Annotated in this window: 22 protein-coding genes and 1 riboswitch; of the genes, 13 read left to right on the forward strand and 9 right to left on the reverse strand. The window is 72.8% G+C overall.

Features of this window, described 5'->3' with window-relative positions; all coding sequences use genetic code 11:
* Window positions 1-14: 14 nt before the first annotated feature.
* Window positions 15-1,838, forward strand: coding sequence for a GmrSD restriction endonuclease domain-containing protein (locus IF09_RS0133495; RefSeq protein ID WP_051833357.1), 1,824 nt, complete (start codon window positions 15-17; stop codon window positions 1,836-1,838).
* A 72-nt stretch (window positions 1,839-1,910) separates the two neighbouring features.
* On the opposite strand, the gene IF09_RS0133500 is transcribed toward IF09_RS0133495, so the two are convergent.
* The 3 genes from IF09_RS0133500 to IF09_RS0133510 form a co-directional block, all read right to left on the reverse strand.
* A complete protein-coding gene (locus IF09_RS0133500; protein WP_324606886.1) occupies window positions 1,911-2,870 on the reverse strand; it encodes a hypothetical protein in 960 nt (319 codons plus the stop codon).
* 75 nt (window positions 2,871-2,945) lie between these two features.
* Window positions 2,946-4,457 carry an APC family permease gene (locus IF09_RS0133505; RefSeq protein WP_030302293.1) on the reverse strand — a complete coding sequence of 504 codons (1,512 nt, stop codon included), beginning with the start codon at window positions 4,455-4,457 and terminating at the stop codon, window positions 2,946-2,948.
* 403 nt (window positions 4,458-4,860) lie between these two features.
* Window positions 4,861-5,757 (reverse strand): sigma-70 family RNA polymerase sigma factor, encoded by an 897-nt coding sequence (locus tag IF09_RS0133510; RefSeq protein WP_030302297.1) that lies wholly within the window; start codon window positions 5,755-5,757, stop codon window positions 4,861-4,863.
* A 181-nt stretch (window positions 5,758-5,938) separates the two neighbouring features.
* Between IF09_RS0133510 and IF09_RS0133515 the strand changes: the two genes are divergently transcribed.
* Window positions 5,939-9,400 (forward strand): AfsR/SARP family transcriptional regulator, encoded by a 3,462-nt coding sequence (locus tag IF09_RS0133515; RefSeq protein ID WP_030302298.1) that lies wholly within the window; start codon window positions 5,939-5,941, stop codon window positions 9,398-9,400.
* Here the strand turns inward: IF09_RS0133515 and IF09_RS0133520 are convergent.
* A complete protein-coding gene (locus IF09_RS0133520) occupies window positions 9,381-10,205 on the reverse strand; it encodes an ABC transporter permease (protein WP_030302299.1) in 825 nt (274 codons plus the stop codon). The two genes, IF09_RS0133515 and IF09_RS0133520, sit on opposite strands and share 20 nt — an antisense overlap.
* Complete coding sequence (locus IF09_RS0133525; protein WP_030302301.1) at window positions 10,202-11,212, reverse strand: daunorubicin resistance protein DrrA family ABC transporter ATP-binding protein; 1,011 nt, start codon at window positions 11,210-11,212, stop codon at window positions 10,202-10,204. The genes IF09_RS0133520 and IF09_RS0133525 overlap by 4 nt, the downstream gene beginning before the upstream one ends.
* Before the next feature lie 223 nt (window positions 11,213-11,435).
* Here IF09_RS0133525 and IF09_RS0133530 point away from each other — a divergent pair, with 223 nt between their 5' ends.
* Entirely contained in the window at window positions 11,436-12,788 is a 1,353-nt protein-coding gene (locus IF09_RS0133530; RefSeq protein ID WP_030302303.1) for an aspartate aminotransferase family protein, read from the forward strand.
* 255 nt (window positions 12,789-13,043) lie between these two features.
* Window positions 13,044-13,961: a factor-independent urate hydroxylase gene (gene pucL, locus IF09_RS0133535; protein WP_030302304.1), complete on the forward strand. Its 918-nt coding sequence runs from the start codon at window positions 13,044-13,046 to the stop codon at window positions 13,959-13,961.
* 4 nt (window positions 13,962-13,965) lie between these two features.
* Here the strand turns inward: pucL and IF09_RS42165 are convergent, their stop codons facing one another.
* The gene (locus tag IF09_RS42165) at window positions 13,966-14,388 is read right to left on the reverse strand and encodes a histidine phosphatase family protein (RefSeq protein WP_234321246.1); all 423 of its coding nucleotides are present in this window, start codon (window positions 14,386-14,388) and stop codon (window positions 13,966-13,968) included.
* 34 nt (window positions 14,389-14,422) lie between these two features.
* Window positions 14,423-14,571: riboswitch (cobalamin riboswitch) on the forward strand.
* Window positions 14,572-14,607: 36 nt separating this feature from the next.
* Here IF09_RS42165 and IF09_RS0133545 point away from each other — a divergent pair.
* The 6 genes from IF09_RS0133545 (at window position 14,608) to IF09_RS46020 (ending at window position 17,533) form a co-directional block, all read left to right on the forward strand.
* Window positions 14,608-14,820, forward strand: coding sequence for a CbtB domain-containing protein (locus IF09_RS0133545; protein ID WP_030302308.1), 213 nt, complete (start codon window positions 14,608-14,610; stop codon window positions 14,818-14,820).
* A gap of 28 nt (window positions 14,821-14,848) precedes the next feature.
* Window positions 14,849-15,604, forward strand: coding sequence for a CbtA family protein (locus IF09_RS0133550; protein WP_030302310.1), 756 nt, complete (start codon window positions 14,849-14,851; stop codon window positions 15,602-15,604).
* A gap of 21 nt (window positions 15,605-15,625) precedes the next feature.
* Window positions 15,626-15,871: a hypothetical protein gene (locus IF09_RS0133555; RefSeq protein ID WP_030302311.1), complete on the forward strand. Its 246-nt coding sequence runs from the start codon at window positions 15,626-15,628 to the stop codon at window positions 15,869-15,871.
* Window positions 15,872-16,148: 277 nt separating this feature from the next.
* Window positions 16,149-16,742, forward strand: coding sequence for a class F sortase (locus tag IF09_RS42170; RefSeq protein ID WP_051833359.1), 594 nt, complete (start codon window positions 16,149-16,151; stop codon window positions 16,740-16,742).
* Window positions 16,743-16,928: 186 nt separating this feature from the next.
* The gene (locus tag IF09_RS0133565) at window positions 16,929-17,294 is read left to right on the forward strand and encodes a hypothetical protein (RefSeq protein ID WP_158710125.1); all 366 of its coding nucleotides are present in this window, start codon (window positions 16,929-16,931) and stop codon (window positions 17,292-17,294) included.
* 62 nt (window positions 17,295-17,356) lie between these two features.
* The gene (locus IF09_RS46020) at window positions 17,357-17,533 is read left to right on the forward strand and encodes a hypothetical protein (RefSeq protein WP_158710126.1); all 177 of its coding nucleotides are present in this window, start codon (window positions 17,357-17,359) and stop codon (window positions 17,531-17,533) included.
* 63 nt (window positions 17,534-17,596) lie between these two features.
* Here the strand turns inward: IF09_RS46020 and IF09_RS0133575 are convergent, their stop codons facing one another.
* The 3 genes from IF09_RS0133575 to IF09_RS0133585 all read right to left on the reverse strand — a co-directional run bounded on the left by IF09_RS0133575 (window position 17,597) and on the right by IF09_RS0133585 (window position 19,000).
* Window positions 17,597-18,001, reverse strand: coding sequence for a hypothetical protein (locus IF09_RS0133575; RefSeq protein ID WP_030302316.1), 405 nt, complete (start codon window positions 17,999-18,001; stop codon window positions 17,597-17,599).
* 76 nt (window positions 18,002-18,077) lie between these two features.
* Complete coding sequence (locus IF09_RS0133580; RefSeq protein WP_030302318.1) at window positions 18,078-18,476, reverse strand: RidA family protein; 399 nt, start codon at window positions 18,474-18,476, stop codon at window positions 18,078-18,080.
* Window positions 18,477-18,490: 14 nt separating this feature from the next.
* Entirely contained in the window at window positions 18,491-19,000 is a 510-nt protein-coding gene (locus tag IF09_RS0133585) for an RrF2 family transcriptional regulator (RefSeq protein ID WP_078613611.1), read from the reverse strand.
* Window positions 19,001-19,145: 145 nt separating this feature from the next.
* On the opposite strand from IF09_RS0133585, the gene IF09_RS0133590 reads away from it, so the two are divergent.
* The 3 genes from IF09_RS0133590 (at window position 19,146) to IF09_RS0133600 (ending at window position 22,895) form a co-directional block, all read left to right on the forward strand.
* Window positions 19,146-19,973 carry a hypothetical protein gene (locus IF09_RS0133590; RefSeq protein ID WP_030302322.1) on the forward strand — a complete coding sequence of 276 codons (828 nt, stop codon included), beginning with the start codon at window positions 19,146-19,148 and terminating at the stop codon, window positions 19,971-19,973.
* A gap of 110 nt (window positions 19,974-20,083) precedes the next feature.
* The gene (locus tag IF09_RS0133595) at window positions 20,084-22,081 is read left to right on the forward strand and encodes an FUSC family protein (protein ID WP_078613612.1); all 1,998 of its coding nucleotides are present in this window, start codon (window positions 20,084-20,086) and stop codon (window positions 22,079-22,081) included.
* 94 nt (window positions 22,082-22,175) lie between these two features.
* Entirely contained in the window at window positions 22,176-22,895 is a 720-nt protein-coding gene (locus tag IF09_RS0133600) for a hypothetical protein (protein WP_051833361.1), read from the forward strand.
* Window positions 22,896-22,905 lie beyond the last annotated feature (10 nt).

Raw genomic sequence — 22,905 nt, forward strand, 5'->3', positions numbered from 1 at the left:
CCGAAGGAGCCGATGTGGCCGAGGAAGCATTCAGCATCGACAAGCGACCGCTGCGCGACCTGTTGCAGCAGGTCGAGGACGGCCGGGCGCAGCTGCCCGAGTTCCAGCGCGGCTGGGTCTGGCCTTACCCCAACATCGCGAGTCTGCTGGCTTCGATATCCCTCGGCTACCCCCTCGGCACCCTCATGACGCTGCGCGCCGGAGGCGACGTCCGCTTCAAGTACCGCCCGATCGAAGGCGCGACGCTTCCGGGACCCCGGGAGCCGGAGTCGCTGGTCCTGGACGGGCAGCAGCGGCTGACCTCCCTCTTCCAGTCGCTCAAGCTCGACCGGCCCGTAGCCACCCAGGACGTCCGCAAGCAGGCCGTGTCCGGCTGGTTCTACGTCGACATGCGCAAGGTCCTGGACGGTTTCACCGACCGCGAGGACGCCATCCGCTTCCTGCCCGCATCCCGCAAGGTGGTCAACTTCCGTGGCGAGGTGCAGATCGACCTCTCCACCCGGGAGAAGGAGTACGCGGCTCTCCTCTTCCCCGTCAGCTCCGTGCTGGACTCCGACGACTGGGAGGACGGATTCACCGAGCACTGGGACGACAAGGCCAAGTGGCGGCTGTGGAAGGACTTCGAGAAGGCCTTCATCAAGCCCTTCATCCTCTACCACGTCCCCGTCATCGAGCTCGGCAAGGCCACCGAGCGCCAGGCCGTCTGCCAGGTCTTCGAGAAGGTCAACACCGGCGGTGTCACGCTCACCGTCTTCGAGCTGCTCACCGCCACCTACGCGGCGGACGAGTTCGATCTGCGCGACCACTGGGAACGCGTGTGCCGCGCCGCCTGGCAGGCACCCGAGTACCGCATCCTGCGCGAGGTCTCCAACACCGACTTCCTCCAGGCCGTGACCCTGCTCGCCACCTACCGGCGGCGCGTGGCGGAAGCCGCGCACGTCACCGAGGAGGACCGCCTTCCCCGGGTCGGCTGCAAGCGCAAGGACATGCTCGCGCTCTCCCTGAAGGACTACGAGGAGCACGCGCCGGCCGTCGTCGAGGGCTTCAAGAAGGCCGCGAAGTTCCTGCACCAGCAGCACTTCTTCGACACGAAGTTCCTGCCGTACGGCACCCAGCTCATCCCCCTCGCCGCCGTCCTGGCCGCCGCCGGGAGCGCGGCGGAGCCGGCCGGCGCCCAGCGCAAGCTCGCCCGCTGGTACTGGTGCGGAGTGTTCGGGGAGCTGTACGGGGGCTCGACCGAGACCCGGTTCAGCCAGGACCTGCCGGACGTCGTGGAGTGGATCCGCGGCAGCGACCAGGAGCCGCGCACCATCACGGCCGCGCAGTTCGCGCCGGGCCGGCTGCTGACCCTGCGCACCCGCCAGAGCGCCGCGTACAAGGGCATCTACGCGCTGCTGCTCAAGGCCGGGGCGGCCGACTGGCGGACGGGCGAACCGGTGAAGGTGACCGACTACTTCGACGAGGCCGTCGACATCCACCACGTCTTCCCGAAGGCGTGGTGCGAGCAGAACGGGTTCAAGCCGGAGGTCTACAACTCCATCGTCAACAAGACTCCCCTGACGGCGCGAACGAACCGGATCATCGGCAGCCAGGCCCCCTCCGCCTACCTCGCGCAGCTGGCCAAGACCGCCGAGATCGGCCCGCAGGAACTGGACGCGCACGTCCGCACCCATGTCGCCGGCCCCGCGCTCATGCGGTCCGACGACTTCGACGGCTTCTTCGCCGCCCGCAAGGCGGCCCTGCTCGCCGCGATCTCGGCCGAGATGGGCAAGGCGATCCTGACGGACGCCGAGTCCGATGCCGAATCCGGCTCCGGGGCAGCCGCCTGGGCGCCCTGAGCCCGTAGCCGGCCCACCCGTCGGGGTCGGGGAGGAGGGCCGTCCTGGCGTCCTCCTCACGCCGCCGCCCGCTCAGCGGGCGGCGGTGCGGCGGGTGCGGGCGCGCCAGCGGACGTACTGCTGCTCCGGGTCGCCGGTGTACGCCCACGGGACGCGGGTGGCGCGGCCGTCCAGGAGGTCGAAGACCGTGGCCGCCTCGGCGAGCATGTCGGCGTGGACCAGCCCGTGGGCCAGGTGGTTGAGGTCGGCCACGTCCTGGGCCTGCGGGGCCGTACGGGAGCCGATCCAGCGCTCCATCGTCGTCCGCAGGTCCCAGCGCGCCGCGTCGCCGCTCCAGTGGTGCAGCAGGTCCAGGCTGTTCCTGCCCTCGCTCTCGGCCCGGTGCCGGTACTGCTCCGCCCGGGCCACCTGCGGCAGGACCGCCAGGGGCGAGCCCAGCGGGGCGGCTGCCGCGCGGTCCCGCGCGAAGTTGTAGGCCTGGCCGTGCGAGCCGTGCCAGCGGGCGGACATGTAGCGCAGCCCCTGGTGGTGCGCCTCCCGGTGGTACGGATCGCGGGCGCAGACCTCCTGCCACCACCGGCCCATGGCGGCGTGGCCGCCCTCGTACAGCCGCGCCAGGGTCACCAGCGAGACCCACGGATGCGGGTCCTCCGGGGCCGCTTCGGAGGCCCGCAGGCAGATCCGGGCGGTCCAGTCGAGGCGGTTCACGGCCGGCATGGTCCCGCGGCGGGCGACCGCGAACATCCGCATCACCTCGATGTCCGCACGCAGCACGAGCGCGTCGGGGCTGTCGGGCTCGGAGGCCTGCCAGGCCTCCGCCACCCGCCGGTCCGCGGCGGCGTCGGCCAGCAGCCGGATGCGGTGGCTGCGCCGGTCCCAGTCGCGGGGCGCACCGGCGGCGAGCAGGTCGCGCAGGCCCTGCCAGCGGCCGGCGGCGACGTCCTGGCAGGCCTCCGACAGGGCCTTGTCGCCGAATGCGGGATCGTACTGCGGTGCCGCGGGGGAGCGGCGGCGTTTCCAGGCCATGGCCATGCGGACGGGACCCTCCTCGGATCGACGGACCAACCATCTGGGGTCCTGCGGGACTGCGGACGAAGGGCCGACGGCTCAGAAGTCGGTGAGGAGTTCGTCGGAGCGGCCCGTGCCGGCCCGCGAGGGGGAGGGGTCCAGGTCGGTGACCCCGTACGAGGCGTCCACGGCCCGGGCGCGTGCGGGGTCCAGCGGGACCGCCTCGTAGTACGAGCGGCCGTGCTGCCGGTACCTCAGCATCGGCACGACACCCAGCACGAGCGTGCCGAGCCCGATGCCGAGGGCGAGGGCGTTCAGCTCGGTCAGGGACCGTACGAAGATCCACACCATGAACAGTCCGCCGCCCAGCGGCCACAGGCCGATGAGGAGCAGGTTCCCCACGGACGCGAAGAGCTGCCTGCGGTGGACCACGACGGCGGAGAACGCGGCGAGGCCGTAGTAGAAGCAGATCAGCAGGCCCACACCGCTGACCGCGTCGGCGAGCAGCCGTACTCCGGATCCGGAGCCCGCACCGGAGCCCAGGTTGGCGGCGACGGTGAAGGCGAGCGCGACGCCCGCGACGACCGCGGTGGCGGTCCAAGGGGTCTGCCGGCCCGGGTGGATGCGGCCGAACGCCGGGGGGAGGGTGCGGTCGCGGCCCATGGCGAAGAGGGTGCGGGTGGCCTGGAGCAGCGAGGTCTCGAGCGTGGCGACGGTGGACAGCAGCACCGCGAGGACGAGCAGCCGGCCGCCCCAGCCGGGCCAGACGGCGTCCCCGAGGACGGTGAGGAAGGACTCGGGGTTCTGCCGTACGACGTCGGTGCCGACGAGGATGTTGACGGAGATCGTGAAGACGACGAACAGGGCGAAGCACGTCACGACGCCGATCACCCCGCCGAACCCCGAGCCGCGGCGGCCGCCCCGGGTCTCCTCGCCGAGGTTGCCGGTCACGTCCCAGCCCCAGTAGGCGAACACGGCGATCAACGCGCCGGTCACGAAGTGGTGTTGGCCGTCGAAGTGGCCGAAGCCGAACCAGGAGGGCGAGAAGTCCGCCACGTTGCCGTCCTTGGACAGGGCGGCGACGGCGAAGGCCAGGAGCAGTACGAGCTGCGTCCCGGTGACGGCGGTCTGGGCATGGGCGCTGATCCGGGCGCCGTACATCACGACACCGGCCATGAGCAGGAACCAGAGCGCGCCGACGGCCGTGGCCAGGGCGGTGTGGCCGGCCGCCGGGGTCCCGAAGAGGGACAGCGTCGCGGCGCCGGCCGGAAGGGCGGTGGAGGCCATGAACACGGTGGCGGAGACGACGAGCGCCCAGCCGCTGAGGAAGCCGAGGAAGGGATGCAGCGACCGGCCCGTCCAGGCGTACGAGGCCCCGGCGTTCGGGTCGAGGCGGCCCAGGTGACGGAAGGCGAGGGCGATCCCGAGGACGGGGAGGGCGCAGTACAGGAGGACGGCCGGGCCGGCGACACCGACGGCGGCTATCAGTGCGGGGAAGGTGCCCGCGATGGTGTAGGCCGGGCCGCAGCCCGCCACGGCCATCACGACGGAGTCGAACGTGCCCAGCGCATCGGCCCGCAGACTCCCTCCGGCACCAGAGTGCTTGCTCACGATCACGTCTTTCCTGGAGGCGGACCAAGGGAAAGGGGGAGGGAATGAGGAAGGAAAGGGGGACGGAAAAAGGAAGGCGGGAGAGGGAAGGCAATGGGGGAGCCTAAACGGGACCGGGGAAATCCTCGGAGGACGCCCGGCGCGCAGGAAAAGCGGGCGGCTTCGCGGTGGCGTTCCCGGCCCTTCCTGAGGCGGCCCGGTTGCGGTTCGCACGACCGGGCGGCTGAACAGGAACCAGATCCTGCCCAAACCGCCCAGGAAGCGCAAGGGTTCAAGCGAAGATACCGACGATCGACCCGGTTATTGATATTCGAATCAATGCAAGCCTTCCCGGTCCACCGAGGATTCGCTGGTGATCCTCGGCAAGACCGGAACCGGGCCGGGCGGTTCAGACGAATTGCGGTCAGTCGCCGAGGACGGACCCCAGGTCGATCCTGGCGAGTCGCTCCGGATCGGTCAGGATGTCGAGCGCGGCGATCTTTCCGTCCTTGACGGTGAACGCCATGAGCGACATCGGCTTGCCTTCCGCCAAGGCGAGCACCCCGGGAAATCCGTTGACGAAGACCGGGTGTGCGGCCGCGGCGAACCGGGCGAACATGACGGCGTTCGAGGCGACGTCCCTCGCGCCGCGGCGGACCGCGCTGGGGCGTAGCGCGCCGCCGTCGGAGCGGGCCACGACATCGGGGTCGAGGAGATCGACGAGCGCGTCGAGGTTCCCCCCGCGCGAGGCGGTGAGGAAGGCCTCCACGACCTCCCGGGTGCGCACCAGGTCAGCGTCGGGGGCGGGCGCCGCCACCTGTACCCGGCGGCGGGCGCGGCTGGCGAGCTGCCGGGTCGAGGCTGCCGTACGGCCGAGGACCGGGGCGATCTCGTCGAAGGGGACCGCGAACAGGTCGTGCAGGACGAAGGCGAGCCGCTCGGCGGGAGCCAGGGTCTCCAGGACCACCAGCAGCGCGATGCCCACGGAATCGGCGACGAGGACCTCGTGTTCCGGATCGATGGCTGCGAGCCCCGTGACGACCGGGTCGGGCAGCCGGACGTACCCGTCCCGGTCCTGCAGCGGATCCTCGCGCCGCGTGGTGCGCGAGCGCAGCATGTCCAGGCACACCCGGCCGACGACGGTGGTCAGCCAGCCGCCCAGGTTCTCCACGGCGGTGACGTCCGAGCGGCTCAGCTTCAGCCAGGCCTCCTGCACGGCGTCCTCGGACTCGCCGATGGAGCCCAGCATCCGGTAGGCCACGGACCGCAGATGGGGGCGGTAATCCTCGAAGCGCCGGGCCAGAGCGTCCTGTTCGCTCACCTGTCACGTCCTAGCGTCGTTGATCGTAAGTGCACGCATGGACGGTAACCGGGTGGTGCGTCATGTGCGCATGGATTCCGGCCGGATGCTCTGCCCGTGCCGTTTCCGGCCACCGTCGCAACCGTGGCAACCGTCGCAGAGGGATCGAAGTGAGCCGCGTGCGGGCCGCACAATGGCGATCATGCGGATCGCGATATTGGGGCCACTGGAAGTCCGGACAGGGGACGGGGACGTCGTCGGTGTCGGTGGGGCGCGGCTGCGCGCCCTGCTGGTGCTGCTCGCGCTCGAACCCGGCCGGGTGGTCTCCTCCGAGCTGCTGATCGACGGGATCTGGGACCGTGACCCGCCGTTGGGCGCGCCGAACGCCCTCCAGGCGCTCGTGTCGCGGTTGCGCCGGGCGCTGCCGGGGGTGCAGATCGCCTCGCATCCGGCCGGGTATCGGCTCCTCGTCGAGCCCGACGCCGTCGACGCGGTCCGGTTCGAACGGCTCGCCGCGGCCGGGCGGGCAGCGCTGGCACGCGAGCCCGCCACCGCCACCCGGACCCTGCGCGAGGCGCTGGAGCTGTGGCGCGGACCGGCCCTGCTGGACGTGGCGGGCTCCGCCTTCTTCCGGGCGCCGGTGACCCGGCTGACGGAGCTGCGGGCGGCCGCGCTCGAGGACCGCATCGAGGCCGATCTACGACTGGGACTCGGCCGGGAGCTCACCGGGGAGCTGGCCTCCCTCGTCGCCGAACACCCGCTGCGGGAAAGGCTGGTCGGGGCGCTGATGCGGGCGCTCGTCGCGGCCGGCCGGCCCGCCGAGGCGCTCGCCGCGTACGGGCGGGCCCGCGAGGCCCTCGCCGAGGAACTCGGCGCCGACCCGTCGCCGGAGCTGGCCGCGCTGCACACCGCGGTACTGCGCGGCGAGGTCGCCGGCGGTCCCCGGCCGGTGCCGCCCGTAGGGTCCTTGCCGTCCGTACAGCCGGTACAGCCCGTACAGCCCGTACAGCCCGTACAGCCCGTACGGGCGGAACAGCCCGGGCAGGAGCCCGTACGTCCGGCCCAGCCCGTACCGCAGCCCGCTCCGGCGGGGGCGTCGGCGGCCGGCTCCGCCCCTGCCGCGCCCGCGACCAACCTCCGCGCCCCACTGGCCAGTTTCGTCGGCCGCGACGCCGACCTCGCCCGGGTCGCCGCGCTGATCGGGGAGCACCGGCTCACCACCCTCACCGGGCCCGGCGGCGCCGGCAAGACCCGCCTGTCGGTCGAGGCGGCCCGTCCGCTGCTCGGCCGGTTCCCCGACGGCGTCTGGCAGGTCGAGCTCGCACCGCTGAGCGCGGAGGCCGACGTACCGCAGGCCGTACTGTCCGCACTCGGCCTGCGCGAGCAGGCTTCGGCGCCGGGCGAGCCCCTGGACCGGCTCGTCACGGCGCTGCGCACCCGGACCGCCCTGCTGGTCCTCGACAACTGCGAGCACCTGATCGAGGCGGCCGCAGCCCTGGCCGACCGGCTGCTCGGAGCCTGCCCCGGGGTGCGGATCCTCGCGACGAGCCGGGAGCCGCTCGGCCTCACCGGCGAGGCGCTCTGGCCGGTCGAGCCTCTGGCCCTCCCCCCGCAGGACGCGGGAGCCGCCGGGGCCATGTCGTACGCGGCGGTCCGGCTGCTGGGCGACCGGGCGGCCGCGGCCCGGCCGGGCTTCGCCGTCGGCGAGGAGACGGCAGCCGCCGTGACCCGGATCGTCCGCGCGCTGGACGGGATGCCCCTGGCCATCGAACTGGCCGCGGCACGGCTGCGCACGATGAGCGCCGAGCAGCTGGCGGCGGGGCTCGACGACCGGTTCCGGCTGCTGACCGGCGGCGCCCGCACGGCCCCGCGCCAGCACCGGACGCTGCGGGCGGTCGTGGACTGGAGCTGGGAGCTGCTGACCGGACCGGAACAGGCCCTGCTGCGCCGGCTGGCGGCGTTCCCGGGCGGCGTGACGCTGGAGGCGGCGGAGCGCGTGTGCGCGGACACCGCGAGGGGCGGCTCCACCGGCATCGAGCCGGTCGACGTGGCCGACGTGGCCGACGTACGGGACGTGGCCGACGTGGTCGACGTACGGGACGTGGCTGACGGGGTCGATGTACGGGACGTACTCGACCTCATGACCTCGCTGACCGAGAAGTCGCTGCTGGTGACCGCCGGCGACGGCCGCTACCGGATGCTCCAGACCATCAGGGCGTACGGCCTGGAGCGGCTCGCCGAGGCCGGCGAGCAGGAGCCGGTCCGCCGGGCGCAGACCGCGTACTTCACCGGGCTGGCCCGGACCGCGGATCCGCATCTGCGCCGGGCCGACCAGCTGGAGTGGCTCGCGCGGCTGGCCGTCGAGCACGACAACCTGAAGGCGGCGCTGCGCGGCACGATCGCGGCGGGCGACGCGCGGGCCGCCGTGGGCCTGGTCTCGGCGGCGGGCTGGTACTGGTGGCTCAGCGGCCACAAGGCGGAGGGCGCCGAACTGGCGGCGGCCGCGCTGGCGCTGCCGGGCGGTGCAGCGGAGGAGGAGGACCTGGTCGTCGCGTACGCGCTCTCCGTCCTGTTCGCGACGGCCGGGGTCGGCGACGAGAAGAAGCTGGCAGCGCTGCTCGGCGAGGCGCTGCGGCTCGCCGAGCGGACGGACAGCCGGCATCCGGTGGTGCGGTTCCTCCGGCCTGTCGACCGGATGCTGCGCAGTGCCGCCGGGGGCCGGCCGGCGCCGGCGGACACCTGGGACGAACTGCTGGCCGACGCGGACCCGTGGGTACGGGCCCAGGGCCGGCTGGAGGGTGCCCGGACCCTGCTCGGCGCCGGCGGCCCGCCTGCCCAGGCCGAGCAGGCCATCGAAGAGGCGCTGGCCGGCTTCCGGGCGCTCGGGGAGCGGTGGGGCGCCTCCTTCGCGCTGACCGTGCTGGCGGACCTGGTGGCGCGGCGAGGCGATTTCGCGGCGGCGCTCGGCCACTACGAGCAGGCGGTCGAGGTGGTCGGCGAGATCGGGGTGCTGGAGGACCGGCTGCACGCGCTGATCCGGCAGGCGCAGCTGTCCTGGCTGGCCGGCGACCCGGCGGCCAGCGCGGCGGCCCTGGCGCGGGCGGAGCAGGACGCCGCCGCGGCGGGCTGGCCGGAGTCGGTCGCGGTACTGGCGCACGGCAAGGCCGAACTGGCGTGGTGGACCGGGAGGTTCCCGGAGGCGCGGGCCGAATTGGCGCGGGCCGAGGCGGCGATCGCCGGGATCTCCGCCCATCCGGTGTTCCGCGCGATGGCCCTCGACACACGAGCCCACCTGGACGCGGCGGAGGGCGAGCTGGACACGGCGCGGGCCCACCGCGCGCAGGCGCTGGACCTGGCGCTGGGCTCCGGGCACGCGCCGACGGTGGCCCAGGTGCTGATCGGCGTCGCGGACCAGGCCGTACGCGAGGACCGGCCGGAGCAGGCGGCCCGGCTGCTGGCGGCGGCGCTGGCGGTACGGGGCGGCCCGGACCACGGGCGTCCGGACGCGGGGCGGGTGGAGAACGCGGCGCGCGCCGCGCTCGGTGAGGGGTTCACCGAGGCGGCGCGAGGCGGTGCGGAATCGGTTGCGGCGTCGGGCGTGGCTTCGAGCGCGGAGGCCGTACGGGAGCTGGCGGCGCCCACCCTCAGCCGGCCTGGCGGTTGAACACCCCGGTGGCCCAGAAGTACCCGGCCACCGTGAGCCCGAGGCACCAGGCGACGGCGACGATCCCGTCGTCGCCGATCGGGGTGCCCATCAGCAGGCCCCGGACTGTCTCGATGATCGGGGTGAAGGGCTGGTGCTCGGCGAAGACGCGGACCACGGTGGGCATCGAGCCGGTGGGGACGAACGCGCTGCCGACGAAAGGCAGGAAGGCCAGCGGCAGGACGATGTTGCTGGCGCCCTCCGGGGTCTTGCTGACGGTGCCGAGGGCGACGGCCAGCCAGGTCACGGCGAAGGTGAGCAGGGTGATCAGGCCGAGGGCGGCGAGCCATCCGGTGAGCCCGGCGGAGGGCCGGAAGCCCATCAGCAGGGCGATGCCGATGACGAGGCCGACACTGACCAGGGTCTGGAGCACGCTGCTGATCACACGGCCGACGAGGATCGACGGGCGGGAGATGGCCATGGTGCGGAAGCGGGCCACGATCCCCTCGGTGAGGTCGGTGCAGACGGACACCGCGGTGGACGTGGAGGCGGCGGTCACGGTCATCAGGAGGATGCCGGGGACGAGGTAGTTGATGTAGGCGGCGCCGGTTCCGATGCCCGCGGCGAGCGGCCGGCCGAGGACGTACACGAAGAGCAGCAGGAAGATGACGGGCACGGCCATGGTGCCCACGGAGAGCCCGGGATAGCGCAGCGCGTGCTTGAGGTTGCGGCGCAGCATCGTCGCCGCGTCGCGCAGCGGGGCGGGGGTGGCGGCGGGGCCGGGGGTGGCGGCGGGCACGGGGGCGGGGGCGCTGAAGGTGCTCATCGTGCGGACTCCTTGGCGGTCTGAACGGGGGCGACGACGGGGGCGGCGGAGGTGCCGGGGGCGACGGGCGTGACGGCCCGCCCGGTCAGGGCGAGGAAGACGTCGTCCAGATCGGGGGTGTGCACGGTCAGGCCGCTGACCTCGATGGACTCGGCATCGAGCCGGTCGATGAGTGCCCGCAGCGACTGCACGCCGCCGTCGCTCGGGATCTGGAGGGTGAGGGCTTCCGCATCGCGGGACGCCTCGCCGAAGCTGCGGGCGGCGCGCTCGTACCCGCCGCGCTCGGCGAACTGGAGGTTGATGTTGCCGCCGGGGACCAGCCGCTTGAGCTCGTGCGCGGTGCCCTCGGCGACCAGCTTCCCGTGGTCGAGGACGGCGATGCGGTCGGCGAGCTGATCGGCCTCCTCCAGGTACTGGGTGGTGAGGAAGAGGGTGACGCCGTCGGCGACGAGCTCGCGGATGATCTGCCACATCGCGCGGCGGCTGCGGGGGTCGAGACCGGTGGTCGGCTCGTCGAGGAAGATGACCTGCGGGCTGCCCATCAGGGTCATCGCCAGGTCGAGGCGCCGCAGCATGCCGCCGGAGAAGGTGAGCGCCACCTTGCGGGCGACGTCGACGAGATCGAAGGCCTCCAGCAGTTCGGCGGCCCGCCGGCGGCCCTCGGCCTTGCCGAGGTGGCGCAGGTCGGCCATCAGGAGCAGGTTCTCCTCGGCGGTGAGCAGCTTGTCCACCGCCGAGAACTGTCCGGTGACGCCGATGGCCGCCCGTACGGCGTCGGGGTGCGTGGCCAGGTCGTACCCGGCGATCCGCACGTGCCCGGCGTCGGTGCCGATCAGGGTGGACAGGATCTGCACGGTGGTGGTCTTGCCGGCCCCGTTCGGGCCGAGCAGCGAGAAGATCGTCCCTTCCGGGACGTGCAGGTCGATTCCGTCGAGGACGGTCTTGTCCCCGTACGCCTTGCGCAGTCCGGTGGCCGTGATGGCCGGCCGGCCAGAGTGTGAGGTCATGTCGCTCGCCCGTTTCTTGGTCGCGTCTTCCTGACGCCGTCACCATGAACGCCCCCGCTGACAGCCCCTTGAGCGACCGCTGACACCCGCGGGCACCCGCTGACAATCCGCTGACCGTTCGGGCACGCAGCGGTGTTTCACGTGAAACACCGCCCGCCCGGATGGGGCGGACAGGCCTTCGACCCTCCCGGGGGTCCGCATCGTGGACAACTACGCTCGGGACATGAACGCAGAAGCTGCCGACGCGCTCGCCGCCGTGAAAGACGCCGACCGGAAGCACGTTTTCCATTCCTGGTCGGCGCAGGAGCTCATCGACCCGCTCGCCGTGGCCGGGGCTGAAGGCTCGTACTTCTGGGACTACCAGGGCAACCGCTACCTCGACTTCTCGAGCGCCCTCGTCTACACCAACATCGGCTACCAGCACCCCAAGGTGACGGCGGCCATCCAGGAGCAGGCGGCGAAGCTCTGCACCGTCGCGCCCGGCTTCGCCGTCGACGTCCGCTCGGAGGCGGCCCGGCTGATCGCCGAGCGCACCCCGGGCGACCTCGACAAGATCTTCTTCACCAACGCGGGCGCCGAGGCAGTCGAGAACGCCGTACGGATGGCCCGGCTGCACACCGGCCGGCCCAAGGTGCTGTCCGCGTACCGCTCGTACCACGGGGCCACCTCCACGGCGATCAACCTGACCGGTGACGCCCGCCGCTTCGGCAACGACAGCGCGACCGCCGGTGTCGTGCACTTCTGGGGGCCCTTCGCCTACCGCTCGCCCTTCTACGCGGCCACCGAGGCCGAGGAGTGCGAGCGCGCCCTGCGCCACCTCGAGGACACGATCGTCTTCGAGGGCCCGCAGTCCATCGCCGCGATCATCCTGGAGACCGTCGGCGGCGCCCCCGGCGTGCTCGTGCACCCGGACGGCTATCTGGCGGGTGTGCGCGAACTCTGCGACCGCTTCGGCATCGTGTTCGTCCTCGACGAGATCATGGTCGGCTTCGGCCGCACCGGGCGGTGGTTCGCCTCCGAGCACTGGGGTGTCACCCCCGACCTGATCTGCTTCGCCAAGGGCGTGACCAGCGGATACGTCCCGCTCGGCGGGGTCGCCATCTCGGCAGCCATCGCCGAGACCTTCGCCCGCCGGCCCTACCCGGGCGGGCTGACGTACTCCGGGCACGTGCTGGCCTGTGGGGCCGCCGTGGCGACGATCAACGTCATGGAGGAGGAGGGCATCGTCGAGCAGTCCGCCCGCACCGGCGCGGAGCTGCTGGGGCCGGGCCTGCGCGCCCTCGCCGAGAAGCACCCGTCGGTCGGGGAGGTCCGCGGTCTGGGCACGTTCTGGGCGCTGGAGCTCGTACGGGACCGGCAGACGCGCGAACCGCTCGTCCCGTACAACGCCTCCGGGGCGGACAACGCCCCGATGGCCGAGTTCGCGGCCGCCTGCAAGAAGGGCGGGCTGTGGCCGCTGACCGCCGGCAACCGCATCCATGTCGCCCCGCCCTGCAACATCAGCCCGCAGGACGTGGCTAAGGGCCTCGCCCTCCTCGACGAGGCGCTGTCGGTCGCGGATACGCACACCGTCTGACCTGCTGCGCTGTGCGGTCGCCCAAGCCGTGGGTGCCGGGGTTCGGATGATCTGTGCGGGTAACAACGCCTTTCGCGCATGGTGCAATCCGAAGCAGCACCTACGGACCGGGATGCACGTCAGTCCCGGGGCGGCCCCTCGGGGCCGAACGGCGGGGAGCGGGACGTCCTGCGGTCGGGGGCGGGCGCTGGACGCCGGGCGTACGGGATCCAGACCACCGGACTCCGTGTTCCCGAGGCACCGAAGGAAGACACCATGAGCAAGCACGTCCTGGCGCAGAACCAGTACGGCAAGGCCGAGAACCGCATCGTCAAGGTCACCCGCAAGGGCGGCGACGGGTCCTGGCACGAGATCCGCGACCTCAACGTCTCGGTGGCGCTCCGCGGCGAGTTCCGCGACGTGCACCTGACCGGCGACAACGCCAACTGCCTGCCGACGGACACCACCAAGAACACGGTGTACGCCTTCGGCAAGGAGCACGGCATCGCCTCCCCCGAGGCCTTCGGCATCCTGCTCGCGAAACACTTCGTCTCCTCCCAGTCGCCGATCCGCGAGGCGCAGATCCGGATCGAGGAGTACGCCTGGGAGCGGATCCCGGTCCCGACGCGCAAGGAGCAGCACTCCTTCGTCCGCAAGGGCCAGGAGGTGCGCACCGCGCAGATCACGTACAGCGAGACGACCGGTCTGCAGGTCATCTCGGGTCTGCAGGACCTGACGGTGATGAACTCGACGAACTCCGAGTTCCACGGCTACATCAAGGACAAGTACACGACGCTCAAGGAGGCGTACGACCGCATCCTGGCGACGAAGGTCACCGCGCGCTGGGCGCACTCGGCGCTGGCCGGCGACGACACCTCGTACGACTGGGACCAGTCGTACAAGAAGGTCCGCAAGAACATGCTGGAAGCGTTCGCCGAGACCTACTCGTACTCGCTGCAGCAGACCCTCAACCAGATGGCCGAGCGGGTGCTCGACCACTGCCCGCGGGTCAACGAAGTACGCCTGAACCTCCCCAACAAGCACCACTTCCTCGTCGACCTGGAGCCCTTCGGCCTCAAGAACGACAATGAGGTCTACTTCGCGGCGGACCGGATGTACGGCCTGATCGAGGGCACCGTGCACCGCGACGGCGTGCAGCCGGTGATCGCGACGAGCGACTGGATCGTCGCTTGAGCCGCTACTTCTCGACCGGCTGCCCGAGCTGAAGGTTCCACCGCCCGAGCCGCCCGGTGAGGCTGGTCACCGTGTCCGGGCGTACGTCGAGGCGCCAGAACGCGGTGGCCGGCAGCTCCAGCGCGGAGACGACGGCCGCCCGTACGACGGCCTGCTCGACGACGGCGCGATGGGTCCCCGCGGGCAGAGCGGCGAGGGCGGCGCCGACGCGGGCGATCAGCGCGGTGACGGACTCCCCGCCGGGCGGCGCGTAGTCGGGGTCGGTCAGCCAGCTCCGGACGGCGGCCGGATCCTCGGCGGCGACCTCGTCCAGGGTCCGCCCCGCCCACTCCCCCGCGTCCGGGCCTTGCAGGCCCGCGTACTGCGGGCAGGGGTCGCCGTGGCCGAAGCGGACCTGCCGTGAGGCGTCCTCGAACGGACGTCTCACGAACTGAACTCGTACTACGGCGCTCTTCATAAGGGGAGCCTAAACGCGGTACGGTCTCGGACGACAACCTAAAAAGACGACGGTATGACGGAAGCACCGGTGAAAATCCGGCACGGTCGCGCCACTGTGAATCCTCCCGGAGGGGGAGGAGAAGTCAGACCCGCCATGTCGTCGCTAGCACCACTGACCGGGACGCGTGTTCCCTCTGGAGGTTCTGCCATGGCTCACTCCGCCGTGCCCACGACGGCCCCTGCCGTCACCCCGATCTCGCTCTCCGCGCTCGCCCCCTGGGCCCTGTTCGCCGGCGTCCTGATGCTGGTCCTGCTCTACCTCGTCGGTGCCGAGCAGGGCGCCACCGCGCTCTTCGAGGGCGACACCGTCCACGAGTGGATGCACGACGGTCGCCACCTCCTCGGCTTCCCCTGCCACTGATCTCCACCTCAGCAAGGGAAGTACCACCATGAACTCCCTTTCCCCCCGCGTCCTGTTGGTCCGGGGCATGCTGGCAGGTCTGCTCGCAGGCGTCGCCGCGTTCCTCGTCGCCTACGTCCTCGGCGAGTCCAAGGTCGACGCGGCGATCGCCATCGAGGAGGCGGGGCACGCCGCCCACGACCACGGCGAGGAGGCGGCCCCGGTCAGCCGGGCCCTCCAGGCCACGGCAGGCCTCGGCACCGGCACGCTCCTGTACGGGATCGCGCTCGGCGGCATCGCCGCGCTCGTCTTCTGCTACGCCCTGGGCCGCATCGGCCGCTTCGGCCCGCGGGCCACGGCCCTGCTGGTCTCGGGCGGCCTGTTCGTCGCCTTCAACCTGGTGCCGTTCCTCAAGTACCCCTCCAACCCTCCGGCCGTCGGCGACCCCGACACCGTCGTCCGGAGGACCACCCTCTACATCCTGATGATCGCGTTGAGCGCGCTGCTGTCCGCGGGCGCGCTCATCCTGGGCCGGCGTCTGGCACCCAAGCTCGGGAACTGGAACGCCTCGATCATCGCCTCGGTCGGCTTCGTCGCGGTGGTCGCCATCGCCTACGCGGTCCTGCCCGGCATCAACGAGGTCCCGGCGGACTTCCCGGCCACCCTGGTCTGGCAGTTCCGCCTCGCGACCGTGGCCATCCAGGTCGCGATGTGGACGACTTTCGGCCTGGTCTTCGGTTTTCTTGCCGAACGGGCCCTTGTCCCGGCCAACGCACCCCAGGAGGCTGTACAGCCCGCGAGCTGACGATGAGGGGGCCGGTAGTACATGCAGACGGCGATCTGGGAATGGCGCGGCTGGACGGGCGCCGTCCCGTTCTGGCTCAACACCGTTCTGCTGCTCCTGGCCCCTTTCACCGCCGCCACGCTGCTGGCCCAGCTCGGCATCATCACGGCCCTGGCCGCCCTCGGCGGCCTGGCCCGCCACCTCTGGTTCGGCGACCACGGCCACCCGGCCATCCACCTCGCCGCCGCCCTCATGGGGGCGGCGGCGGTCGCTTTCGTCCTCGGGTGACCTCCCGCGCGCCCCGTTCCCTCACGCCCCGGGCCCATGGGTCGTGCCCACCCGAGCGGGGCGTGTCCTCCTCGTTCGGCCGTATCCTGCGCAATCCTCGGGACGGGGGCGGTGTACCCGGCACCAGCTGGGAAGACGTCTGGGGTGGAGTGGCGACACGCCTGTGACGTTGCGTCAGTCTCCGGCGTTGTAACCGGTACTGACGGGCACAGAGGGGTTCCACTGCTCTCAGGAGACCCGGCCGCCGGAGCCGGGGCATCGACCAGGAGGGAATTCCATGCCCCGCGCCAAGTGGGTGGTCGGCGTGCTGACAGTGGCTCTGCTGGGCACCGGCATAGGGATGTTGCGGAGCACCGAGGGCGCGCGGCCCACCGCGGCCACTGCCGCCGACGCGCTGCCCTCGCGGGCGCTGGGCCTGTCCGGTCACCGTCGGCTCGTCGAGCAGCTGGAGCACTCCGGGCAGCACGCCTCCGCAAAGGGGCCCCGACCTGCGCGGGCCGCCGCCATCACACCGCTGCGGGCGAGCCGGCCGCTGCGGCTGCACGTCCCGAGTCTCGGGGTCGACCTGCCGCTGGGCGGGGACGGGGACGGGGACGGGGAGGAGGCCTCCTGGGACCAGGACACCCCGGCCCCGGGCTCGGCCGGCACCGCCGTGGTCACGGCCGCCGACCTGCGCCTCGGTGAGCTGCGACGCGGGCTGACCGTCGAGATCGCGCGTGCGGACGGCCGTACCGCCGTCTTCACCGTCGACCGGGTCTCGCCCGGCGGGGTCAGCGGTCGCGGGCAGCGGCCCGGGCGGGCCCAACTGCGGCTGGTCAGCGGCGAGACCACGGTCCTCGCGCGGCTGACCGGCCGGCACCGCACCCGCTGACCCCGCCGGAGCTGCTCCCCGACCGCCCCCGAAGGCCCCCGGCCGCCCCCGAAGGCCCCCGACCGCCCCGTGTACGGGCAGCCGCCCCGGCTTCCTGTCATCCGAGGGGGGTGTCTTCGTCCTCCGGTCGGGGGCTTCTGGGCCACGGTCGGGGAGTCGTCCGGCGTGTCGGGGCAGACCCCTCGCATGAGCGGGACACGGCATGCACGCACGGCACTGGCCAGGGCCCTTTCGGCAGCCTGTGTCGTGCTGCTGTGCCTGTTCGCGTCCGGTCCCGCCGTCACGACGGCCGCAGCGGCAGCCGCCGCGGTCGAGCGCACCGGGTCCGGCGCGCCGAGCGCCCCCGTCGAGGGCGAGTCCGATCCGGCCACGGATCCCGAAGTGCGCCCCGCCGTACGCCTCGTCGTGCGCGGGCTGCCCGGTGTACGGCAGCTGCCGCGGCCGGTGTTTCACGTGAAACACGCCGGTCAGACGATGCGCGCCGATTCCTACGGGACGGCCGGGCCGATGCCGTCCGCGGGGATGGTGCGGAGTGTGGTCCTGCGCTGCTGAGCGGGCCGAGCAGCAGCGCGTCGTACCCCCCACACACTCCCGAACACCGTGAGGTTTCCGGCATGCCCATCGACCCGTACGCCGCCCTGAACGCCATGCTCCGCGCCGAGGTCACCCGCTACACCCCGTCGGCCCCGAAGCCGCCGAGCCGTGGAAGCGATGGCGAGGACACCTCCGCCGCCTCCGTGGCCGCGGTGGCCACCTCCGCCACCGGCTCCGAGTCCTCGCCGGAGGACTGACCCCCGGGATGCGGGCAGGCGCCGGTTCCCGTACGGGGGGCGGCGCCTGCCTCGGCTTCCGGCTCAGGCCTCGCGTTGGTAGAAGCGGTAGAACGCCACCAGCCCCACACCGGCGCCGGTGATCAGGCCGATCCAGCTCGCACGGAGGACCGAGTGCTCGGTGAGGCTGTTCAGGTAGCCCACGGCGATACCGGCGAAGACGCCGTACGCCGCGGCGTGCACCTCCCGCTTCAGCCGGGGGCCGACGCGGGCGAGGGCGAACATGATGCCGGCGAAGAGGGCGCCGCACAGGATTCCGTAGAAGACGTTGCCCGCATCTACGGGTCCCGTCTGGCGCTGCATGAAGGCCGCCCAGACGCCGTAGACCAGTCCGAGGAGCAGGGCCCGCGTCAGCTGGCCCCGGCTCGCTTCGTCCATGCCACCCGCCTGCAGGTGCCGCCTCTGGGCGGTGGGTGCCGCATGTGCCATGACAGGGCTCCTCTCTCCCATCATCCAGGGCACACCCGCCGCCCCCGACCGGCAAGTGGATCAGCGGACCGCCGGGTCAGCGGCCGCGTACCGCCACGGCGTCGATCTCGAAGAGCATCCCGGGCAGGGCGAGCGAGGCGACACCGATCAGGGTCTGCGCGGGCAACTCGGTGCCCCACGTGGCGTGCAGGTGCTTGAGCAGGATCTCCAGCTTCTGCTGGTCGTGCCCGACGATGTACGTGCCGAGCCGGACGACGTCGGCGGGGCCGAGGCCGACGGCCGCCAGGGCGGTCCGCAGATTGGCGAAGGCCTGCTCGACCTGCTCCCCGAAGTCCTCGGAGACGACGTGGCCGCTCTCGTCGGAGCCGTACTGGCCGGCTATGAAGACCTGCTCGCCGGGGGCCGAGACGATGTGGCTGTAGCCGAAGCCGCTGGGGTCGTGGAGTTCTGCCGGGTTGGTGATGCTGCGCGTCATTCCGAGCTCCAGAGTCAGTTGTCCGGGTGGGTCGGCCGTGCGGTGGGCCGGTCTGCGGCCGCGAGCCAGGCGCGCAGCCGGGACGCGGCATGCGGCGCCTGCTGTTCGGCCCGGCGCCGGATCCCGTCGAGGTCTTCCGCGGCGAGGGCCTGGCGCCAGGCCAGTTCGGCCCGGCTCATGGCGTGCGCGATCGCGCACGCGGGGCCGTCGTCCGCGGCCGGGGCGCCGCCCGGCCCCTGCTGCCGGATCTCCGTGCACCGGAAAGCCTCCTCGGTGCCTTCGACGGCGGCGACCACGTCCATGAGCGTGATCTCGGCGAGCGGGCGGGCCAGCCGGAAGCCGCCCCGGGGCCCGGACGTGGAGGTCACGATGCCCGCCCGGGCCAGCGCCTGGAGCTGCTTGTTGAGGTAGGCCGCCGGAAGGTCGTGCCAGGCGGCCAGCCGCGCCGCCGGGACGGCCCGCCCGGCACCGGCCCAGGCCAGGTTGACGCAGCTGTGCAGCGCCCACTCGACGCCCTCACCCATCCTCATAACCTGGACACTAGGCATCCAGAATCCATTCCGCAAGGGCACCACGCGCCCGGCGCGCCACCGGCCCCGCCCGAACGCCGGCCACCCGCCCGCAGCAGCACCGCTCGCGCCCCGCACCGCCGAGGCTTTCCCTGGTGACGTGCGCACCTTCCTCTCGGCGGTACTCGTCGTCCTCGTGACCGTCCTCGTGCCCGCCGGCGCCGTCGCGTACTGGGCCGACCGCGAGCTGGGCGACGCCGACCGGTACACCGCCGCCATGTCCCCGCTGGCGGAGAACACGGCCGTCCAGGGCGTCGTCGTCACCCAGGCGCGCCGCGCCCTCGCCGGGCAGATCGACGCCGGCCCGTTCCAGGGCGGGGTCGACGCCCTCCTCGGCGAGGCCCTGCGCTCCTTCGCCGGCACCCCCGCCTACCGCACCGCCTGGGACGCGGCCAACCGCGCCGCGCACGCCGCCTTCCTCCACGCCCTCACCACCGGCGACGGCAACGCGGTCGCCATCGACCTCGCACCCGTCATCGAGCAGATCAAAGGGGAACTCGTCGCCGACGGAGTGCCGTTCGCCGACCGCATCCCCGTGACCCACGTATCGGTGAAGGTCATGGAGTACGACAACCTCGGCGCGCTCCGGAAGGGCTTCCGCATGCTGCAGATCGCCGGCATCTGGCTTCCCGTGCTGACCGTGGTGCTGGCCGCGGCGGCGATCGCCGTCGCCGTCCGCCGGCGCCGCGCCGTGATCGCCACCGGCCTGGGCATCGCCGTCGGCGCCGTCCTGCTGTGGATCGCGGTGGCCCTGTGCCGGCGGCTCACGCTGGACGATCTGCCGGCCGACATCGACCGGGCGGCCGCCGCGGCGGTGTACGACGCGCTCACCGCGTTCCTGCGCACCACTGCCTGGGTGATTCTGGCGATCGGGCTCGGCACCGCTCTCGCCGCCTGGTTGACGGGCCGGCTACGTCGCACCCCATAAGCTCGGAAGGTAACCAACGCACTCAGACCGCCCCAGAAGAACGCAAGAAGAGCGCAAGACCACGGAACAGCGCAGAAGAACCGATTCCCGAGCGGCCGCACGGAAGCTGAATGAGCACCGAACGCACCGAACAGATACCGTCCGGGCGCCCCCGGCACCGTCCGCTGGCCCCGCCCGCCTGGCTGCTCAACGGCTTGCGGCCGAGCACCGCCCCGATCCCCTGGGCCGCGGCCGCGCGAGCCGGCATGGCGATGGCCACCCCGCTCGCCGTCGGCTTCGCCCTGAACGAGCCCGAATACGGGGCCCTCGTCTCGATGGGCGCCCTGTCCGGGGTCATCGGCGACACCGCCGACGCTTACCGAATGCGGATCCTGAACATCGCCGTGCCGCAGCTCTTCGGCGCGGCCGGAGTCGCCTTGGGCACCCTGGTCTTCGGCCACGGCTGGCTCGCCGTCGGCGTCCTCACCCTGACCGCCCTCGTCTCCGGGATGATCTCCTCGATCGGCACGGTCGCCTCCGTCTCCGGGCTGCTGCTGCTCCTCAACGCCGTGGTCGGCGCCGGCCTGCCGCTCCCCCGGCCCTGGTGGACGGCCCCGCTGCTGCTCGCCGCGGGCGGGCTGTTCGTCCTCCTGCTGACCCTGCTGGGCTGGCCGCTGCGCGGGCGGCAACCGGAGCGCGTCGCCGTGGCGGCCACCTACCGGGCCCTCGCCGACGCCCTGGAAGCCGCGGGCGGACCGGATTACGACGAGCGCCGCCGGCAGGTCACGCATGCCCTGAACCAGGCTTACGACCTGGTGCTGGGCCGCCGGGCCCGGGTGCACGGCCGCAGCCCCGCCCTCGTACGGATGCTGGCCCAGCTGAACGTGGTGATCCCACTGGTCGAGGCCGCACCCGCCATGCACCTGCGCGGCAGGCCCCTGCCGCCCGAGATCCCGGCGGCCGTACGGGACCTGGCACGGGCCGTGGAACAAGGCCGCACGGGGAAGGCCGTACTGGAGCTGCCCCCGCCGCACACCCCCGCCGAACGGGCCCTCGACGCGGCCGTGCGGCATGCGGCGGCCATCGTGCACCTGCCCGAACCGGACCTGCACAACGTCGACGACCGGCTCGGCCGGCCCGCCGCGCTGACGGTCCGGGCCCGGCGGGCCGTGCGCGACATGATGCTGTCCGGCGCCTCCTGGCGGTACGGGCTGCGCCTCGCCCTGTGCATCGGGCTGGCCCAGTCACTGGTCTCCCTGGTGCCGGTCGAGCGGTCCTACTGGATCGCACTGACCGTCACCTTCGTCCTCAAGCCCGACTTCGGCTCGGTGTTCTCCCGGGCCCTGCTGCGCGCCCTGGGGACGGCGGCCGGACTGGTCGTGGCCGCCGCCGTGCTCGCCGAGGTGCCGCGCGGCTGGTGGGACGTGCCGGTGATGGTGGTGCTCGCCGCGCTGATCCCCGCGTTCTCCGTCAAGGGGTACGCCTTCCAGACCGCCGCGATCACCCCGGTGATCCTGCTGCTCTCGGACCTGCTCAACCACCAGGGCTTCGACCTGATCCGGCCCCGGCTGCTGGACAGCCTGATCGGCTGCGCCATCACGCTCGTCTTCGGCTATCTGCTGTGGCCCGAGAGCTGGCACACCCGGATCGGCGACCGGCTCGCCGACACCGTGGACGATGCGGCCCGGTACGTGGAGCGGGCCTTCGGGGGCCATCCGGACACGGAGGCCGGGCGGCAGGCCGCCCGGACCGCCCGGCTCCAGGCCCGGCGACGGATCTACCGGGACATGTCGGGCGTACGGAACGAGTTCCAGCGGGCTCTGACCGAGCCGCCACCGACGGGGGCACGGGCCGCCGCCTGGTGGCCGCTGGTCGTCGCCGTCGAGCGGATCGTGGACGCGACCACCGCCGCCCGGGTCCGGGTCAACCACGGCGCCCAGGCCCCCCGCGACGAGGAAGTGGCCGGCGTCATCACCGACCTGCACGCCCTCGCCGAGGGCGTGCGCACCGCCCGGAGCCCGGCTCAGCTGCGGCCCGCGTCCCCGCGGCCCGGGGACGAGACCTCCGTCCTGGCCCCGGTGCGCCACGAGGTGGCGGCGGCCCGCGCGATCGCCTCCGCGGACCACTGAGGCCGGCGGACCGTCCAGCGGCGCCGGACCGGGACCGTCGCCCGAATGGCCCCGGGGCCGGGCCCGCACGGCCCGGGCGGGAGAGCATCGGTGCATGAGGCGCCTCTCCCCGCGCGGCCGCGCAGTGGCCCCGGTCCTCGCCGCCCTCCTCGCGGCGACGGCCGGGTGCGCCGATGTGGAGGGGCTGCGCGACGAGGGCGACCTGGGCACCGCGCACGCTCCTGAGGCCCTGTGGGAGAACATCCACCCGGACCCGCCCGGACCGGGCCAGCAGCCCGGCAAGGCCGCCGTGGTGCCGGGGCTGCCCAAGGTCGCGAACCTCAGCATGCAGGGCGTGAACGCGGTGGAGGTCGTACGGGCCGACATCACCGCCGCCACCGCCGAGGACGGCGGGACCGGGCGCCTCGTCGACCCCCGGGCGGTGCAGCGGCTCACGTCGTGTACACAGGCTGTGGACGGAGGTCCGTACTGCCCGGTGCGGCCCGCGGTCCTGCGCGACGTGACGGGCAACGGCCGGGACGAGCTGATCACCGCCCTGGACGTCGACGGCCGGATCAGCGAACTGCGCGTCTACACCGTCCGCGACGACGGGTCCATCGCACGGATCCTGTCCCGGCGCGGGGTGCTCGAGGGCGTGGAGGTGGCCGCCGAACACCTGGCGGTCCGCGAGCCCACCTCGAACCCGGACAAGGTCTCCGTCTCCGACTACGTGTGGGACCCGAAGGCCGGGATCATGAACCTCGCCCAGCTCACGCTCGACGAATGCGCCGGCACGAAGGACAGCGGCATCCCGTGCTCGACGAGCAGGGTCTGAAGGGGACGCG

The organism is Streptomyces katrae (genome assembly GCF_000717655.1).
Lineage (GTDB): Bacteria > Actinomycetota > Actinomycetes > Streptomycetales > Streptomycetaceae > Streptomyces > Streptomyces katrae_B.

What these genes read in the sequence shown, in the direction of transcription:
- IF09_RS0133525 (WP_030302301.1), bottom strand. Translation starts at nt 11,212, where the DNA reads ATGACCTCACACTCTGGCCGGCCGGCCATCACGGCCACCGGACTGCGC.
- IF09_RS0133520 (WP_030302299.1), bottom strand. Translation starts at nt 10,205, where the DNA reads ATGAGCACCTTCAGCGCCCCCGCCCCCGTGCCCGCCGCCACCCCCGGC.
- IF09_RS0133575 (WP_030302316.1), bottom strand. Translation starts at nt 18,001, where the DNA reads ATGGCACATGCGGCACCCACCGCCCAGAGGCGGCACCTGCAGGCGGGT.
- IF09_RS0133600 (WP_051833361.1), top strand. Translation starts at nt 22,176, where the DNA reads ATGAGGCGCCTCTCCCCGCGCGGCCGCGCAGTGGCCCCGGTCCTCGCC.
- pucL (WP_030302304.1), top strand. Translation starts at nt 13,044, where the DNA reads ATGAGCAAGCACGTCCTGGCGCAGAACCAGTACGGCAAGGCCGAGAAC.
- IF09_RS46020 (WP_158710126.1), top strand. Translation starts at nt 17,357, where the DNA reads ATGCCCATCGACCCGTACGCCGCCCTGAACGCCATGCTCCGCGCCGAG.
- IF09_RS0133550 (WP_030302310.1), top strand. Translation starts at nt 14,849, where the DNA reads ATGAACTCCCTTTCCCCCCGCGTCCTGTTGGTCCGGGGCATGCTGGCA.
- IF09_RS0133530 (WP_030302303.1), top strand. Translation starts at nt 11,436, where the DNA reads ATGAACGCAGAAGCTGCCGACGCGCTCGCCGCCGTGAAAGACGCCGAC.
- IF09_RS0133500 (WP_324606886.1), bottom strand. Translation starts at nt 2,870, where the DNA reads ATGGCCATGGCCTGGAAACGCCGCCGCTCCCCCGCGGCACCGCAGTAC.
- IF09_RS0133585 (WP_078613611.1), bottom strand. Translation starts at nt 19,000, where the DNA reads ATGGGTGAGGGCGTCGAGTGGGCGCTGCACAGCTGCGTCAACCTGGCC.
- IF09_RS0133565 (WP_158710125.1), top strand. Translation starts at nt 16,929, where the DNA reads ATGAGCGGGACACGGCATGCACGCACGGCACTGGCCAGGGCCCTTTCG.
- IF09_RS0133580 (WP_030302318.1), bottom strand. Translation starts at nt 18,476, where the DNA reads ATGACGCGCAGCATCACCAACCCGGCAGAACTCCACGACCCCAGCGGC.
- IF09_RS0133545 (WP_030302308.1), top strand. Translation starts at nt 14,608, where the DNA reads ATGGCTCACTCCGCCGTGCCCACGACGGCCCCTGCCGTCACCCCGATC.
- IF09_RS0133515 (WP_030302298.1), top strand. Translation starts at nt 5,939, where the DNA reads ATGCGGATCGCGATATTGGGGCCACTGGAAGTCCGGACAGGGGACGGG.
- IF09_RS0133595 (WP_078613612.1), top strand. Translation starts at nt 20,084, where the DNA reads ATGAGCACCGAACGCACCGAACAGATACCGTCCGGGCGCCCCCGGCAC.
- IF09_RS42170 (WP_051833359.1), top strand. Translation starts at nt 16,149, where the DNA reads ATGCCCCGCGCCAAGTGGGTGGTCGGCGTGCTGACAGTGGCTCTGCTG.
- IF09_RS0133555 (WP_030302311.1), top strand. Translation starts at nt 15,626, where the DNA reads ATGCAGACGGCGATCTGGGAATGGCGCGGCTGGACGGGCGCCGTCCCG.